Source organism: Allorhodopirellula heiligendammensis (assembly GCF_007860105.1).
GTDB classification, from domain to species: domain Bacteria; phylum Planctomycetota; class Planctomycetia; order Pirellulales; family Pirellulaceae; genus Rhodopirellula; species Rhodopirellula heiligendammensis.
Window position 1 is genome coordinate 2,517,066 of sequence record NZ_SJPU01000001.1, and the last position, 14,369, is coordinate 2,531,434.

Annotated in this window: 19 protein-coding genes and 1 other RNA gene; 11 read left to right on the plus strand and 9 right to left on the minus strand. The window is 56.9% G+C overall.

Going from position 1 to position 14,369, the window contains the following annotated elements; translation table 11 throughout:
• Window positions 1–35: 35 nt before the first annotated feature.
• From Poly21_RS09485 to Poly21_RS09510, 6 genes are all read right to left on the minus strand, one after another.
• Entirely contained in the window at window positions 36–2,051 is a 2,016-nt protein-coding gene (locus tag Poly21_RS09485) for a phage major capsid protein (protein ID WP_146406581.1), read from the minus strand.
• Complete coding sequence (locus Poly21_RS09490; protein WP_302118261.1) at window positions 2,023–3,369, minus strand: phage portal protein; 1,347 nt, start codon at window positions 3,367–3,369, stop codon at window positions 2,023–2,025. The genes Poly21_RS09485 and Poly21_RS09490 overlap by 29 nt, the downstream gene beginning before the upstream one ends.
• Window positions 3,370–3,578: 209 nt before the next feature.
• Window positions 3,579–3,776 carry a hypothetical protein gene (locus Poly21_RS09495; protein ID WP_146406583.1) on the minus strand — a complete coding sequence of 66 codons (198 nt, stop codon included), beginning with the start codon at window positions 3,774–3,776 and terminating at the stop codon, window positions 3,579–3,581.
• A gap of 132 nt (window positions 3,777–3,908) precedes the next feature.
• Complete coding sequence (locus Poly21_RS27320) at window positions 3,909–4,697, minus strand: hypothetical protein (protein ID WP_302118264.1); 789 nt, start codon at window positions 4,695–4,697, stop codon at window positions 3,909–3,911.
• Between the two features lie 335 nt (window positions 4,698–5,032).
• Window positions 5,033–7,291, minus strand: a complete 2,259-nt coding sequence (locus tag Poly21_RS09505; protein WP_146406585.1) for a terminase gpA endonuclease subunit — start codon at window positions 7,289–7,291, stop codon at window positions 5,033–5,035.
• Complete coding sequence (locus Poly21_RS09510) at window positions 7,281–7,487, minus strand: hypothetical protein (protein WP_146406586.1); 207 nt, start codon at window positions 7,485–7,487, stop codon at window positions 7,281–7,283. Before Poly21_RS09510 ends, Poly21_RS09505 begins: the two co-directional genes overlap by 11 nt.
• A gap of 274 nt (window positions 7,488–7,761) precedes the next feature.
• On the opposite strand from Poly21_RS09510, the gene Poly21_RS09515 reads away from it, so the two are divergent.
• The 10 genes from Poly21_RS09515 (at window position 7,762) to Poly21_RS09560 (ending at window position 11,837) form a co-directional block, all read left to right on the plus strand.
• A complete protein-coding gene (locus Poly21_RS09515) occupies window positions 7,762–8,619 on the plus strand; it encodes an amidoligase family protein (protein WP_146406587.1) in 858 nt (285 codons plus the stop codon).
• A 321-nt stretch (window positions 8,620–8,940) separates the two neighbouring features.
• Complete coding sequence (locus Poly21_RS09520; protein ID WP_146406588.1) at window positions 8,941–9,216, plus strand: hypothetical protein; 276 nt, start codon at window positions 8,941–8,943, stop codon at window positions 9,214–9,216.
• An 87-nt stretch (window positions 9,217–9,303) separates the two neighbouring features.
• Window positions 9,304–9,513 carry a hypothetical protein gene (locus tag Poly21_RS09525; RefSeq protein WP_145418450.1) on the plus strand — a complete coding sequence of 70 codons (210 nt, stop codon included), beginning with the start codon at window positions 9,304–9,306 and terminating at the stop codon, window positions 9,511–9,513.
• A 159-nt stretch (window positions 9,514–9,672) separates the two neighbouring features.
• Complete coding sequence (locus tag Poly21_RS09530; protein WP_146406589.1) at window positions 9,673–9,927, plus strand: hypothetical protein; 255 nt, start codon at window positions 9,673–9,675, stop codon at window positions 9,925–9,927.
• Window positions 9,928–9,932: 5 nt separating this feature from the next.
• An RNA gene (locus tag Poly21_RS09535) (hammerhead ribozyme type II) lies at window positions 9,933–10,003 on the plus strand.
• Window positions 10,004–10,032: 29 nt separating this feature from the next.
• Window positions 10,033–10,548, plus strand: a complete 516-nt coding sequence (locus tag Poly21_RS09540) for a winged helix-turn-helix domain-containing protein (RefSeq protein WP_302118269.1) — start codon at window positions 10,033–10,035, stop codon at window positions 10,546–10,548.
• A 3-nt stretch (window positions 10,549–10,551) separates the two neighbouring features.
• Window positions 10,552–10,785 (plus strand): hypothetical protein, encoded by a 234-nt coding sequence (locus tag Poly21_RS09545; protein WP_146406591.1) that lies wholly within the window; start codon window positions 10,552–10,554, stop codon window positions 10,783–10,785.
• A 258-nt stretch (window positions 10,786–11,043) separates the two neighbouring features.
• Window positions 11,044–11,277: a hypothetical protein gene (locus tag Poly21_RS09550; RefSeq protein ID WP_146406592.1), complete on the plus strand. Its 234-nt coding sequence runs from the start codon at window positions 11,044–11,046 to the stop codon at window positions 11,275–11,277.
• Window positions 11,278–11,288: 11 nt separating this feature from the next.
• On the plus strand, window positions 11,289–11,504 hold the full coding sequence (locus Poly21_RS09555; RefSeq protein ID WP_146406593.1) for a DUF4314 domain-containing protein: 216 nt from the start codon (window positions 11,289–11,291) through the stop codon (window positions 11,502–11,504).
• 12 nt (window positions 11,505–11,516) lie between these two features.
• Window positions 11,517–11,837 carry a hypothetical protein gene (locus Poly21_RS09560; RefSeq protein WP_146406594.1) on the plus strand — a complete coding sequence of 107 codons (321 nt, stop codon included), beginning with the start codon at window positions 11,517–11,519 and terminating at the stop codon, window positions 11,835–11,837.
• A gap of 57 nt (window positions 11,838–11,894) precedes the next feature.
• Here the strand turns inward: Poly21_RS09560 and Poly21_RS09565 are convergent, their stop codons facing one another.
• The 3 genes from Poly21_RS09565 to Poly21_RS09575 are packed head-to-tail and all read right to left on the minus strand — an operon-like array spanning window position 11,895 to window position 13,742.
• The gene (locus tag Poly21_RS09565; protein WP_146406595.1) at window positions 11,895–12,182 is read right to left on the minus strand and encodes a hypothetical protein; all 288 of its coding nucleotides are present in this window, start codon (window positions 12,180–12,182) and stop codon (window positions 11,895–11,897) included.
• Window positions 12,179–12,937: a hypothetical protein gene (locus Poly21_RS09570; protein ID WP_146406596.1), complete on the minus strand. Its 759-nt coding sequence runs from the start codon at window positions 12,935–12,937 to the stop codon at window positions 12,179–12,181. Before Poly21_RS09570 ends, Poly21_RS09565 begins: the two co-directional genes overlap by 4 nt.
• Before the next feature lie 7 nt (window positions 12,938–12,944).
• Window positions 12,945–13,742 carry a DNA-methyltransferase gene (locus Poly21_RS09575; protein WP_302118277.1) on the minus strand — a complete coding sequence of 266 codons (798 nt, stop codon included), beginning with the start codon at window positions 13,740–13,742 and terminating at the stop codon, window positions 12,945–12,947.
• Window positions 13,743–13,959: 217 nt separating this feature from the next.
• Between Poly21_RS09575 and Poly21_RS09580 the strand changes: the two genes are divergently transcribed.
• Entirely contained in the window at window positions 13,960–14,346 is a 387-nt protein-coding gene (locus Poly21_RS09580) for a YciI family protein (RefSeq protein WP_146406993.1), read from the plus strand.
• Window positions 14,347–14,369: the final 23 nt, after the last annotated feature.

Consider the following 14,369-nt stretch of genomic DNA (forward strand, 5'->3'; position numbering starts at 1 on the left):
TTCACTAAGTGCTTTGTTTTGCATCAGCGAGTTACCTACGCTTCGCCAGTAACCTTCACGGCAGCGCGGTAATCTTGCGAGTTCACACCAAAGTCGATGTACGAGCGGAAACCCATGCCCAGCATGTTCGGTGGCATTTCGACTCGTTCGATCACCGGCGTACGACGACCATTGAGGAACACAATCTCGAACGCCGGCAGGATGTTGGGATTGGCGAACAGATACCAAGCCTTGCCACTCGCGCCGGTGTAGTACGAATCCGATAAATGCGGTGTGCTGATGACGCGGTACTTGTTGCGGTGGGGGTTGTCGACCGGGATTTTGGTCGGCGAACCTTGAGCGTCGATCATCAACTGTGCCGAACCCATCAGCAGTTCCGCTTCGGTTTCCAGCTCGACCGGAACAACCAAGTACTCGGGCCGAATGTTGATCGGCTTTTGATCCTTCGGCTTGTTGCCAGGACCAGCCTTCTGCTTGCGGAAAGTCGTCTTGGCAACCGTCAAACTGTCGGGACCGAACTTCGTGTCGGTTCCGGACAACAAGTTGCCATTGCCGCCGGTGAAGAACCCAGCGTTCTTGAGCAACAGCGTGAAGAACAGATCGTCGATCGACTCGGCACCCGATCGTCCCATTTGACGTGGGATGTCCATGAATGCCGACAAGTCATCGTTGATGATGTCCTGTCGAGTCAGCATCAAGATCTGACCGTAAGTGTCAGCCTTGTTGCTGTACTTCTGCTCGGACAACTTTCCGTGCTTCAACTCGCCGTCGGGTGCAACTTGCTCGAACCCGCCAGTACCCAGCAAACGGTAACGCGAGACTTCCTTGAAGTCCGACACGGTTCCCACGCTACAGAGATCAAAGGCGGCGATCGGCGTGTTGGTGTAGGCCGCCAACAGCGTCTTGTTCATCACGTTTTCGAGGATGCTCGGCAGGCTCATGGTCGAGAAGCCGGCACGGATCGTCGCAGTACCGTCACCGAAAACACGTGGAACGTCGATGCCTTCCATGCGAGCGCATTCTGCGACCAGTTCTTTCAAACCGATGTGTCGCATCGGATCAGCCTGGTTCAAAGTGCGTTCACCGTAGCTGGCCAGCAGCGTCTTTTCGTCGATACCGACGGACAAACAAGCCGCGGCTTCCAAGATTTCGCGGGTGAATCCAGGTTTCGACGTGCCGGATTCAGGAGCCTTCGGTCGTTCGCTTCGTAGCACAGTCAACTCCGTCTTCGTGACGCTCCATCCTTGTTCGATTGCATCGGCTTCGATCGACGCATGTTTGTTGTCACACACCATGCGAATGCCGGCGATGCGACGAGATTCACGAGCAGCTTCAGCTCGCATTTCAGCGACAGGAGAATTCGCAGGTTTGGATTGCGTCTTTGGCTTCGTGCTCATATTCAAACTTGCGTTGACGGGTTCAAGGTCGTCTGTGTCTTCATCCGTGTCGCTGGGATCATCGCCCTCGGCGTAGTTGCCGGCAGCGACGCGAGCCTCGGTATCGTCGTCGGCACCCAAAGCGACGAACGAAACCTCGCCCAGCGTTGACTTGCGAGCGACATAGACTGGCCCTTTGAATTCGCGACTGTTTACGTTCGCCGTTTTGCCTTCAGGAATGAAAACAACCTTGTCGGCACTCGCACCCAGCGAGGCTTGCCACGGGAAACCGTTCTCGCTGGTCGCGATCACTTCTTGAGCTGTAGCACCCACGCCCGAGATCACGCCGGCGACTTCGAGCGATTTGTCGGTGATCGCAATGTCGTCGGTGTGTCCAACAATGCTGCCGCGATCGTGGTCTTTCAAAATTGGACGCGACTTGCGTGTCACTCGCATGCCGGCCAAGTCGACAACGACTGGATAAGGCCAACCGCCGAGCCGCATCACACCGCCGGTGTATGCGGTCATCGAGAACTTACGCAGCGAAGGCTTGCCTTCTTCTGGCGTTTCGGCCGCGGCGAGCGTGATCGTCGCCGCATCGTCACAAACGATTCGTAGCGAACTTGGGACGGATTCGGCGTCGGCTTCAAGCGGCGCGTGCTGTGTCTTCGGCATTGTCTTCCGTGACCTTGGTTGAGGGTTGAGGTTGAGTTTCATCGCTGGCCGACAGACCAAGCTCACGCATCAGCGACACTTCTTTGGCACGCTGTTTGAGTTCCGTCTCCCAATCACGCCCCTGCCGCGCAAATTCGATGGCCAGAGTAGTCGTATGATTCGAGAGCCGGATCTTTTGGGCATTGGCTTCTTTGGCGGGATCGACATGCTCGTGACCATCCCAGAACCATTGGTGCTCGAACGTTGAGTCGAGTGTGCGAAGCGAATTGGGCAGATAGCCCTCGATGAGAATGGCCTCGCGAAGCCAAGCATTCAAAACGCGATCCAGAACGACGCGAGCAAGTTGGGTTTGCTCAACACGGATCGACTTGAAGTAGGTTTGGTGATCGAGTCGCCCACTGGCGTAGTTGTAACCCGACGAATTCCCCGCGGCGACGTTGAAAGGCATGTTCAAACAACGAGCGATCTCGTTGAGAATCTCCTTCTTAAACTCGGCGTAAGTGGTCGAAGGTTGCTCCGACTTCATTTGAGCCATCTTCCAGCCGCCGGGCATCGTGAGCAGCATTCGCTTTTCAAGCTCGATCGGCTCGAACGGTTCAGCGGAATCTGCTTCACCATTTGCCGGAGCGTCGGTGTACAGGATGCCGGCGAACTCGGCGGCAGTTTCAGCAGCGGCAAGTACGGCAAGCGTGAACCGGCGTAGTTGTGCGAAGAGAGGCAACGCCGGCGTGATGTCGGGGATACCGCGAATCTGACCCGGTCGATCGCAACGGAAGTAGTGCAACACAGCGGCGGCCGGCACCGTATCGAATTCTTCGTCAATCGTGAACGTAACATCGCCAGGATGTTCCCGAAGCACGTCGTAGCTGAGAGGGTTTCCGTCGGCATCAAACTTAATGCCGTCGATGTATCGTGCGCGGTCAGCGACCAAGGTCGGCGAGGCAACTTGGTCGGCTTCGATCAACCGCACGTCGAGCTTCACGGTTGATGCAACTCGTTCGTTGCTGGTCAGTAAACCAAACGATTCACCGTCTGAAACGCGAGCCAGCCGCATAGTCCGCAGCTTTTCCGCCAGGCCGACCGCTTCCGCCCAAGCAAAGAATTCCGCTTCAACGAAACGATTCGCGGCATCATCCGGCGTCAGCATTTGCAAACGTGGCCCAGTGCCCACGACATCATTCGCCAGCGTTAACGTGATCCCGCGAGCGTAGCTGTTATTGGCGACCTCGTAACGCGACCGATTGCGAAGTGTTCGACGCACATCGGGGCTATTCGCTGTAGCGGACGACAAACCATCGGCTCGAGACCAATGTTTCATGTTGTCGAGCGTCGTATTCGCAGCGTCGTACTTCGCACGAAGCCGCGAAAAGAAGGGCTGCCGGGGTGAGCGTCCCAGCGCGGATGAAGAGCGGGAAGCTCCGCTGCGCCATGCTTGCTCGATAATCCCTGACAAACGCTGCAACATCCGTGTTTTGATCCTATTGCCGTCCCCGGCAGCCCTGTGCTCATCGCAAACCGAAAGAAAGATCAGCCAGCCGACGGCGGCACGATCTTGTTAAAACGCAATCCACGATTCGGCTTACGAACCGCGTCCTTGCCAGCGAGGTGTTTGTCCGCAGCAATCTGCTCAGTCAGCTTGTGCTGCTCAACGGACCCCGCATCGCCCGAAGCCTTCGCAGGCCCCGTAGCGTTCTCGCGGATTTCGTCATCGAGATCATCAGCCATCGCCGGAACTCACTCGCACGCAAACAAACGTCCCTCTCAGGGTTACTTAGGCGAAGCGAGCGATAGGTGAACCAGAAAATTAAAGCCACAGGATGATCGTGGCCTATCTGGGATCGAAATGGTAGCACGTCGCTAAACCTTGTACTTGTTCCAGTACAGCGAGTTAAAGCATGTGCGAACCTTCTTGTGCAGATCCAATTCCGTGATACCCACGTTGATTTCGTGTCGAGTAGCGTCCTTGACTCGGTAGCGGTTGGTTAGGAACTTAAGTATCGCGGATTCGTAGGAAGTGTGGCTTGAAAGACGTGATGGATGATCATCAGCACAAAGTGAGTGATGAATCGCCATGAATATCATACCTTCTGGGCCAAAAGAACTGACGATAAACGTGTCAATGCACTTCGCGATCTTGTAGTACACGGCAGCTGCCAGAATCGCATGTTTGGGCTGCAGGGCGATGATTTCGTCGGCCCTAAAGACGGGCCAATCTGGAAGCAACGTGTTGGACTGGGAGAATGGCCAATTGTTATTGCATTTCGCCATTTCCTCGCTGTCCGCAAGTTCAACCAGTCGTTTGTTGGCGTAGCTTTCGCGGTGCACGATGCAATTTCGACATTCTTGGAAGAACTCAAAAAGCGATTCGTATTCTGCAAATAGATCGAAACTGCAACCAATTGTCTTGCAGAATTGTGAAAGTGAAAGGTTCCTGTTTTCATCGTTTGTTTTCCCTTCCAATGATCCGATTCCGCGGTGATGCCGCCAGCGATCCACTTCACCTCGAGTCAGAGTTAAGTAGTTTTCAAAGGAGCCATATGCTTGGACAATCGACATTCGAGCAAGAGAAAACTCTGCTTCAGAAAACGTCGCAGGTATATCGTCTGACCATACAAATCCCCATGGCTCCACAGGGCGTTTCAGCATTCCCTTCGTCGGGTGCTCTTTTTCGTTGGAAACGACCGGTTCGGCTATTTTGAATGATAGAGCCGAGAGTTTCACTACGTCGTTGAGTGCCTCGTGGGTTCTATAGAATCGAGAAAACGGTTCCGTGCACGCTTTCAACATATCCATCTTATCATCACTTAGATTCGCACTTTTTCAGGTTTAGTATTGAATTCTACCGGAGAGGCCGATCGCAACAAGCTAGCTGAATACAGCGGCCGAAACCGAACCGAAGCACTCTCGTATGACTTCGCCAAATCAAGCCGAGGCGTTACGGGACCGCTCTCCAAACAATTTCGCGTGGACGAACTATTGGCCTATCTTCTCTTTCGTTGTTGGAGCTCTTTGAAACTGACGCGTTCTCGCAGGATTGCGGCTTGGTTATCGGTGCCGAACAACAGCGATCCTTGCATCGACGCGGCGACGGCAGTGCCTACTAGGCAGTCGAGCCAGTGGTTGTCGGGTTGCTCGGGGCGGGCTTTCCATTCGTCGACGGTTCGGCCGCGGCCTTCGGTTTTGATGAAGTACTCGGCGGTGATTTGCTCGGCGAACATTCGGTGTTGCTCGGCGCGATCGCCGAAGACGGACAGGCAGCCTCGGTCGCCCATGGCGACGGCGAGTCGGGCGTGTGTGAAGGACTTCCACCAGTTTGTGTCGTAGATGACGTGGCGGATCGCTCGCTTTCCGTGGACCGAGGGGACTCGCCAGTTGAGGCCGATGCGATCGCCGGGTCGGCGTTTGTATTCGCTGAAGGGACTGGACGACGCGCCGACAAAGCGACCGTGGGACGGAAGTAGGATCGAGGCGTGAGGGCTTTGTCGGCAGAATTGGTAGACGACGTTGGTGGAGTGGCCCCAGTTGGCGTCGATGAGGCAGCGTTCTATCTTCATTGCCGCGCCGTCGTCACGCTGCCATTCTCGGCCGAGTAGATCGGCGGTCAGAGCTTCCATCCCGGCGTAAAGCGAGCCTTCGAGGCCGGTGCCTTCGGTCGCGAGGGTGTGACGCGCGTCGCGGAGCGTGAAGTACGGGCGCTTTTGGTCGGGGAATGAACCGTAGTCGACGATGTAGCCGGTGAAGTCGTCGTCCCACGCGGCGACGACATAGAAAAGCAGTTTTCCTTGGACGTCGATGAACGCGGTGAGGTGATTGGCGGCGATGGGGACGCAGCACCGCTCCATTCCGTTGGACTTTTCCGCGACTTGCTCGGCGGTGAGTTGGTCGGCGTCGACGGTTTCGGCTGGCAACGGTTCGTTTTGGTACTCGGCGAAGAACGCGGCTTCGTCTTGAAGCTTCAAATTCATCGCGTGTTGGATCGCGGATAGCTCGTCGTGGTTGAAACGCTCTTTCCACGCGACGTCGGCACCTTCGTCCATCGCTGCCTTGTTCTTGCGATAGAACTCGGTGCCGGCCGCTCCGCCATCGCCGGCACGCAAACCTTCGCTGCGAATCTCGGCATAGCGTTCCCACAAGGTTTCGTTGGTGGGGAACGAGTTGACCATTCGCGTTCGCGAGCCATTCCACTCAGGGTGCTTGTCGCGGTCGAGAATGTTGTCGGCCATGTCGCCGGGGCGAATGACCGTGCAGGGCATAATGCCGGAGATCTTATTTCCTGGGCCGGCGAGCCCGAGCACCGCGCCGGCGAGGATTGCTTCGCGGTTGGCACACTGCGATAGCGAGCGAGCGGACTCGTCGGTTTGCGGATCGTCGAGAACAACTAGGGACGGCCGAACGGTCTTGCCGTCGGGGCGTTTGAACTTCATGCCGCGGATTCGGCCAGTGAGGCCAGCGACTTTGATGATCGCGCCGCTGGCTTTGCTGCCTTCGATACTGGGCAGGACTACTTCTTTCGCGGTCCAACCAATTTGCGTGCGTTTTCCTTGGTGCAGTTGTCCGTTGGCTCGGTTGGCGATTCCGTCGAGGGCTTGGATGGGAAAGCAGACCTCGGGGTAGTCGGCCAAGAGTAGATCGTTGCCGTCTAGTTCGGTCTTAATGGATTCGAGCATGTCGCAGGCGTGACCTTCGTCGCTGCCGATCAAGCATACGAAGTCGCGATAGCCGTTGAGGACCGCCCAAATGCATGCGACTTCGGCCAGCGAACTCTTGCCGCTGCCTCGGGCCATTGCGAGCGAGAACAAACCGCCTCGAACGACGGCTTCTTCGATCTTGTTGATGACCGCGATGTGATCCGGCGACCACGAGAGATGGAACGTCAGCGAGAAGTAGGCTTCGCAGAAGTATCGGAAACTGTCGGCGGCTTTTGCTTTCCGATCGGGGTCGGAGATCGGTGGAAGCTCGCCGATGTCGCGGCCGGCGAGTGACTTCGCTGCGTTTCGTTCGCGCGAGTAGTCCTTGTGCTTTTCGTAGGCATCGGTGTCGTCGGCTTTCGGTCGGTGGCGGTCTTCGATCAGCAGGCCGGCGAACTTCAAAAGGTGAACGCTTTTGCCGTCACCGATGCGATGACCTGCTCGCGTTCGATAGCGGTGGAGTTGTCGTTCGTTGATGACTTCGCCGAGCGGCGTGCTGTTGAGTAGCCGGCAACACTCGCTCGGTCGTAGTTTCGCTGGGTCAAGTTGCACGTCGGGTCTCCTGGAGTAGCCACGCGACGTAGGCGACCACGTTGAGCGTTCCGTCGGCGTTGGTCGGTGCGCCAGCGGCAACGTCGGCCTCGATTTGCTCGGGCGTGATTCGCGTTTGGTAGGCGTTACTGATCGCGGTCGCGGCGTCTTTGATCGGCAGCGAGTTAATCGTCACTGCTTTGCGTTTGTCTTCCATGACTGCTCTTGATTGGAGGGCTTCGCGACACGCCGCACACGTTGGCGACTGTCGCGAATGTTTGCATGTTTGGCGTGGTTAGCCGCATGTTTTTGGACGCCACGTTGGCCCAAAACTGGCCGCGTGTTGGCGTCCAAGAAAACATGCGAAATCATTCAAAACGTTGGGCAGACTTCGCTTGATGTGTTCCGAAACCCATGGCTCATGTGTCACACGCGGCCGGCAAAACGCCACGCGAAACACAACTACCTAGCCACCCTTCGGAGACCCAACCATGCACGCCAACGACATCGCCTTCGGTATCGAAATCGAAACCCACCTGCCCGGAAACGACACCACGCCGATCGGCGGATACCACAACGGCTTGCCAGTAGCTTGGCTGCCCGAAGGCTGGAAAGCAGAACGCGATAGCAGCATCCGCACACCGATCGGACGCAAGAATGCCGAGTTCGTATCGCCTATCCTTCGCGGCTACGACGGACTTCAAACCGTAGAGCGAGCGGTCGACGCGATCAAAGCACGCGGGGCTCGCGTTAACGAAAGCCGCGGCCTTCACATTACGATTACCTGGAACGGCGACGCGGCCGCCTTGGCTCGGCTGATAAGCCTGATCGGAAACCACGAGCGAGCCATCTACGCTTCGACGGGAACCAAGCGACGCGAACGCAACACTTGGGCGAAGCAAATCAAGAGCTACGGCAACAAAGACGCAGCCAAGCGAAACTGCGAAGCCGACCGCTACCACCTTTTGAACTTGACACACCTTGCTCGCGGCCGAAACCGGATCGAGATTCGAGCCTTCGCCGGCACGCTCAACAAAACCAAACTGCTCGGCTACATCCAAATGGTACTGGGCTTGGCCGAGCTGGCCTTGACCACGCGACGCTGCAGCGGATGGGACTACACCAAGCGGCCTGGCACCAAGAGCTGCTGGGACCGCAACGGCGCGGGCGAAGGCGAAACGGAACTGAACCGCTTGTACTATCGCCTTGGCTGGACCATCGGCTGGCGTAAAGGAGCCCTTCGCACCAAACGATACGGCGAGCTTTCGGCCGGCGAACAAACCTGCGATTGGAAACCGGTCAAGAAGAAGCTTTTGCAAATGGCTCGCAAGTACGACCAAGCGGTTTAAACGGCCGGCCAACATCTTTCCTTCAACGCCGCGACCCTCACCGCGGCTTTTCTTTTGCGCGTTGGTTTCCTTCCGAACCGTTTGCTTCAAAACGTTGGCGTTTTCTGGCGCACGTGTCGCGTCGTTCGCATAAGTAACCCTAAGGGGCCGAGTGTTTCGCGGACGCCGACACGAGGCCTTTGTGGGGCACGTCGGCGAGATCGAGAAACATGCAAAAAGACTGCAAATTGCAGGGCGAATGCGCTTGCTGTGTCTCGAATACCATGGCTCATGTGTGTCATCGCAAGACGAATTTCCCTTCCTACCTACGGAGACCCAACGATGACGATCGACGCCCTGATCGAACTGCTGAGCGAGTACCGCGAACAACACGGGCCGGACGCCGAAGTGCGTTTGATGACGCAAGAGAACTGGCCCTTTGAAAACCGAATCGCCGGCATCACCAGCGGCTCGGAGATGAACGAGGCCAGCGAGGAAGACCCCAGCGAATACTTCGACAACCAAGACGTAGCGGAAGACGCGATCGTCTACATCGTCGAAGGCGGGCAGATTTGCTACGGCAGCAAGCGAGCCTGGGAAACCTGCCGCGATTGCTAGCCGCGGGCCTTTGTCAGCAGGGCCTTTCCAACGCGGGCTTCGCTCGAAGCCCGCTTCCTTTCCTTTTTCAAACCGAGAGACACAACCATGGCCAACGCCAAACTCGAACACGCCTATACCGCCGCGCACATTCAAGCTCTCACGCTGCTGGAAGACCTGCACGAATCGGTCGAAGACTTGCCGGCACCAGGTAGCGAAACCGCGCCGTTGAATTGGGAGCACGTCGGTTCCTTGCAGCATCTTTGCGAACAGCTCCGCGAATTGAAGGAACATTTCGGTAAAAACTTTCGAGCCTGAATTCGCCACACGTTCGGGAGTTATGCGAGTTCTGGAAAAACGTTTGAAAACATTTCCAGAACTCGCCGAGATTCGCTTGATGTGTTTTGAAAACCATGGCTCATGTGTCTTAACGCCCAACGGCAAAACGTAACCAACCTTTCCACCGGAGAACAAACCATGGCCATGAACGAAACCCAAAAGGCCCGCGCCGAAGCCCTTGCCCCGCTCTTCCGAAACATGGACGCGCATACCGCCCAGGAGATTCGCGAGAGCTACTACCGCATCGCCGAAAACCTTCGGCCCTTGGTAAACGCCCTTGAGATTGCCGACCTCGACCACGGCGGACCGGCCGGCCCGCTGCTCGAAGAACACTACATCTTTTGCGAGCTGCTGGAAAAGCTCGACAAGAGCGTTTTGGGGGCGGTCCTGTAAACCGAAGCCGAAACGCCAGCACGGAGGCTTGGCGTAGCGGCGGGTGGTACCCGTCGCCTGACGATGGCAGCCAACCACGAACCTTTCCCTTTCGGAGAACGAACGATGAAGAAGGCAGACGTAAAAGTAGGCGGCGAGTATTACGCCAACGTGACCAACAAGAAGGTCGTCGTACGAATCGACTCGACCAACACGGCTGGCGGCTGGAACGCCACGAACCTTACCACCAACAAGAAGGTGCGGATCAAGACGGCTCAGCGGTTGCAAGGCAAAGCACGAGCGACGACGTCGGCCAGTGCGGCCGGCGAAACGCGAGCCCGCAAACGAGTCGCGAAGAAGACGAACGACGGCGACGCGGCGAGTGCGGCGGCGACGGCAGGCGACAAGAAGCTCTCGTGTATTGAGGCGGCTTTGAAAGTCCTTGGCGAAACCGAGGAAACGATGAACGCCCAGGAAATGATCGCCGCGATGACGGACGCCGGCTATTGGACGAGCCCCGGAGGCAAGACGCCTCACGCGACTTTGTACTCGGCGATTCTTCGCGAGCTTGCTAAGGGCGACGACAGCCGTTTTATCAAAGTCGAACGCGGTCGCTTCGCCGCGCGAGCGCAAGGGAATTGAGCCATGAAGCACTTTTACGACCTGCGGACCGTCGAGGACTTGGAAGACGGTGAAACTGCGACGCCGGAGCCCGACGTGAGATACGAACTGCGGTCGATCCGCAACGAGATGATTGACGCCGGGCCGGTGCGTGACGTCATACGACGCGGCGACGCCCTGTACGCCAGAACGAACGATGGCGAATCCTTTCCGGTGACGGGTCCGGACTCGCACGTTCTGGTACCGATCGGCTTGTAGCCGGCCGGATGATCCCTCTCGGCGAAGCTTCGCCGACAACGCCCGACGTTTGCAACGTGCGGGCGTTTTGTCGTGACGGGAAACACAACGCCGACCTTCCCAACGACGCGACACGAGGCCACGTCGCGGCATATTAGGCGTGCCAAAAAAGTATGCGAATTCTGACGCGTGTTTCGCAGACTTCGCTTGATGTGTTTGGAAAGTCATGGCTCATGTGTGGTTGTACGAACGGTTTTCAAACACGAACGGAGAAACGAAATGGCAAAGATTGAAACGCTCGCCGCGCGGCCGGTCGAACCGGCAGCGGCTTACGACAACGCTCACCAAATTTCACGCGACCTGCTGCAACACATCGAGTTGCAACTCGACCGAATGATTCGGCCGGACAACAAGGCCTTGCGATGGACGCACGTGCGAGCGTTGAACTTGGTCAACGCTCAGCTTTCGGAAGTCGCCGCGCTGGTCGACGAAACCAACAACGCTCGCAACTAGGAATCAAAACGATGAGAACAAACCTCAAGGCGGGCGACCGCGTGCGGCTGCTTTCGATGACCGACGACCCCGATCCGATTCCCGCCGGCACCACCGGAACGGTGGCCGGCGTCTATCCGCTAAGCGATTGGACGCAAGTCGATGTCGACTGGGACAACGGCCGGTCGCTGATGCTTTCCATTCCCCCGGACGTCGTCGAGCGACTGCCGGCCGACAAAACGAACTAAGGAGCAACCACCATGTCCACACGAGCGACGATCGCCGTCCGCCGCGCCGACCGAACGTATGCAGCGGTCTACCTTCACTACGACGGTTACCCAGAACACACCGGAGCACTTTTGATGGCCAACTACCAAACGACTGAAGAAGCGGAAACCTTGATCGACGGCGGCGACATCCGCTGCTTGGACGCCGAGTTGGGCGAGGCCGAGCGTTTTGCCGACGGTGACCCACCAGCGGTTCTGCCAACACACGATTCGCTGCTGGACTTTGCAAGGAACTGCGGTGCTCGTTTCGTCTATGTCTTTGACGACGGAGCTTGGTCCTACAAGGAACTCTAGACACAAAGATTCTCCTTTCCTCATTTCTGTGAATATTTGTCGCACGTCACCCGTTGACTATGAGGATGCCGAGAACGCGTGGTCGGCGTGAGCCTCCAGTCGCACGACCGTTTCGCAGTTCTGTCCGTGCCGGCCGATCACCTCGACGGTGCAATGAGCCGGCAGGGTCGTTCGCAACTCCTTTGCGATATCCTCTTGGCACATCGCTTTCCCGCGAACGAGATCAGCCATCTCCTCGATATCCTCTACCCGGACGAAGCGATCGGTGGTGACTCGTAGCGTGTAGTAATCCCAGACGCTGTTGATGGGACAGCGTCCGTGGATCGTCGTTTCGTGTGTATTCATTCAGCTTCCAGTTCAAAAAAAGTTTGAGTTTCAGTAACGGGGGTCCAGACGCTCGGCGAGCGAGTGGCTTCAATTCTCGATGCGATAACCTCGCGCCGTTGCGCCTGCGTTGGCGGCTTGTACATGCCGAAGCGAACAAGCAGTTGGCTGTTTTGAGCAACGTTGGTGCTGTCGGCAGAATGAAATGGATAGCGAGCTACGATTGCTGAATCCAACATGCGTAGTCCGTGCAGCCTTGCTTTTGGCCTTCCATGCTCATCGCACAGAACACCCATCGCGTCAGACATGCGGCGGTTCCAACGTTCGGTTTTCGGCTTGGCGTATTCTCCGCTGCTTCCTAGAGCGATGACGGTCCAATCGTCGACAAGCCTTGCAAGTCGCCGGAGCGATTCATTCAGGTGCCAAACGGGAACTCCAAAACGCCCCACTGCTGAACAACCGAATTCTTCAATGAGCCGATCGTTCTCCTCTTCAGTACCGTCGATGACATCCGGTATGAACGCGAAGTCGAAACGCGGATTGCGACACCACGCTTCTACCCATGCGTAGTAGGGCGACCAGTCAGCGATTGGTTTTCCGGTTTTCCACGCTGAAAAAGCACCATTGTCAAGACAAAAACCAGTGCTGGCCTCAGCGACGATTGGCAAGTCCTCCTCGCGGCCAAAAGGCACCAAGAAATGCCGGTTGCCCGTAGCGATAAAGCGTGCAACCGAGTCGCGAGTTCCGCCCAAGGGGGTACCGTGATAGTGTCGCATTGGCTGGTTACCGCATCTTCTCCTCTCGCGGTTTCATCGCGATCGGTGATTCGCCGGTACGTTCCAACACTGCCGGTTTGCCGGTGAAGCGTTGGTAGCGGTCGACGATCACGTCGCAGTACGGCGGATCGAGCTCCATCAAGAACGCCTTGCGTCCGGTTTGCTCGGCCGCGATCAATGTCGATCCGCTGCCGCCGAACAGGTCCAGCACGTTCTCGCCCTTGCGGCTTGAGTACTGCATCGCTGTCACGGCGAGTTCCGCCGGCTTGCCGGTGAGATGCTCCAACTGTTGTGGCGGAATCTTCTTGACATGCCAAAGGTCGGTGGCGTTGTTCGGCCCAAAGAACTTGTGGCCGGCTCCTTCACGCCAACCATAGAACGCCCACTCATGTCCCGACATAAAATCTTTTCGATTGATGACCGGGTGCATCTTGTCCCAGATGATGGTCTGCGAAAGATACAGCCCGCTGGCCGCCAGTGCCGGCGGATAGCAGCCGATGTTGGAGAACCCGCCCCAGATGTAGAAGCAGCGACCCGGTTGCAACACGCGGCCGATGTGGCCGAACCAGGCGGCGAGCAATCTCTTGAACTCATCGTCACTGACTTTGTCGTTGGCGAGCACGCGATCCTTGGCACGCATCTTCTTGCTGCCCGCTTTCGTCTTGCCTTCACCAGCCGGGAACGAACTATTGCCGGCCGCGATTGCGTTCTTGCTTCGAGGTTCCACATTGACGTTGTACGGCGGGTCGGTATCCGCTGGCGCACTCCGCGCGTGGTGAACTTCTGCTGAGGGTCGGTCGCACACCAGACGCGATCGAATCCCTTGAAAAGGCACTTGCGTTGACCGAACAGGTGTCCGAGAAACGTTTTCTCGTAAAGAAACTCAAAGAATTGCGGGCGTGATGAGTTCGCATTTATCTTCGGGCAAGAATATTCGGAAAATGTTCACGAGGCTGTCGATTCGGTACGCCGCCATTCGACTAGATGACATTAAACCCAAAAAACAATCCCCGGAGATCAACATGAAGTTTATATGCCTTGGCTATTCCGATCATTCCAAGTTCGCAGCGATGTCAGAGGCCGAAATGGGCGCACTGATGGAGGAATGCTTTGCCTATGACGACATCCTACGCCAGGGTGGTCACTTCGCCGGCGGAGAAGCTTTGCAAGCCGCCGATCAAGCGGTCACGTTGCGACACCGAAACGGGAAAGCAGAAGCGACAGATGGGCCGTACGCTGAAACCAAAGAGCAACTTGGCGGCATCTTGATTCTCGAAGCCAAAAACATGGCCCACGCTGTGGAACTGATGTCCAAGCATCCGGGAGTGAAAGTGGGGCCGTTTGAGATTCGTCCTGCCGACGAAACAATCAACGCGATGATCGAAGCACGAAACCAATCAACCAACTAACCTTCAGTCAAGAACAAGAGTCG

What these genes read in the sequence shown, in the direction of transcription:
- Poly21_RS09485 (WP_146406581.1), bottom strand. Translation starts at nt 2,051, where the DNA reads ATGCCGAAGACACAGCACGCGCCGCTTGAAGCCGACGCCGAATCCGTC.
- Poly21_RS09490 (WP_302118261.1), bottom strand. Translation starts at nt 3,369, where the DNA reads ATGAAACATTGGTCTCGAGCCGATGGTTTGTCGTCCGCTACAGCGAAT.
- Poly21_RS09495 (WP_146406583.1), bottom strand. Translation starts at nt 3,776, where the DNA reads ATGGCTGATGATCTCGATGACGAAATCCGCGAGAACGCTACGGGGCCT.
- Poly21_RS27320 (WP_302118264.1), bottom strand. Translation starts at nt 4,697, where the DNA reads ATGCTGAAACGCCCTGTGGAGCCATGGGGATTTGTATGGTCAGACGAT.
- Poly21_RS09510 (WP_146406586.1), bottom strand. Translation starts at nt 7,487, where the DNA reads ATGGAAGACAAACGCAAAGCAGTGACGATTAACTCGCTGCCGATCAAA.
- Poly21_RS09515 (WP_146406587.1), top strand. Translation starts at nt 7,762, where the DNA reads ATGCACGCCAACGACATCGCCTTCGGTATCGAAATCGAAACCCACCTG.
- Poly21_RS09520 (WP_146406588.1), top strand. Translation starts at nt 8,941, where the DNA reads ATGACGATCGACGCCCTGATCGAACTGCTGAGCGAGTACCGCGAACAA.
- Poly21_RS09525 (WP_145418450.1), top strand. Translation starts at nt 9,304, where the DNA reads ATGGCCAACGCCAAACTCGAACACGCCTATACCGCCGCGCACATTCAA.
- Poly21_RS09530 (WP_146406589.1), top strand. Translation starts at nt 9,673, where the DNA reads ATGGCCATGAACGAAACCCAAAAGGCCCGCGCCGAAGCCCTTGCCCCG.
- Poly21_RS09540 (WP_302118269.1), top strand. Translation starts at nt 10,033, where the DNA reads ATGAAGAAGGCAGACGTAAAAGTAGGCGGCGAGTATTACGCCAACGTG.
- Poly21_RS09545 (WP_146406591.1), top strand. Translation starts at nt 10,552, where the DNA reads ATGAAGCACTTTTACGACCTGCGGACCGTCGAGGACTTGGAAGACGGT.
- Poly21_RS09550 (WP_146406592.1), top strand. Translation starts at nt 11,044, where the DNA reads ATGGCAAAGATTGAAACGCTCGCCGCGCGGCCGGTCGAACCGGCAGCG.
- Poly21_RS09555 (WP_146406593.1), top strand. Translation starts at nt 11,289, where the DNA reads ATGAGAACAAACCTCAAGGCGGGCGACCGCGTGCGGCTGCTTTCGATG.
- Poly21_RS09560 (WP_146406594.1), top strand. Translation starts at nt 11,517, where the DNA reads ATGTCCACACGAGCGACGATCGCCGTCCGCCGCGCCGACCGAACGTAT.
- Poly21_RS09565 (WP_146406595.1), bottom strand. Translation starts at nt 12,182, where the DNA reads ATGAATACACACGAAACGACGATCCACGGACGCTGTCCCATCAACAGC.
- Poly21_RS09570 (WP_146406596.1), bottom strand. Translation starts at nt 12,937, where the DNA reads ATGCGACACTATCACGGTACCCCCTTGGGCGGAACTCGCGACTCGGTT.
- Poly21_RS09580 (WP_146406993.1), top strand. Translation starts at nt 13,960, where the DNA reads ATGAAGTTTATATGCCTTGGCTATTCCGATCATTCCAAGTTCGCAGCG.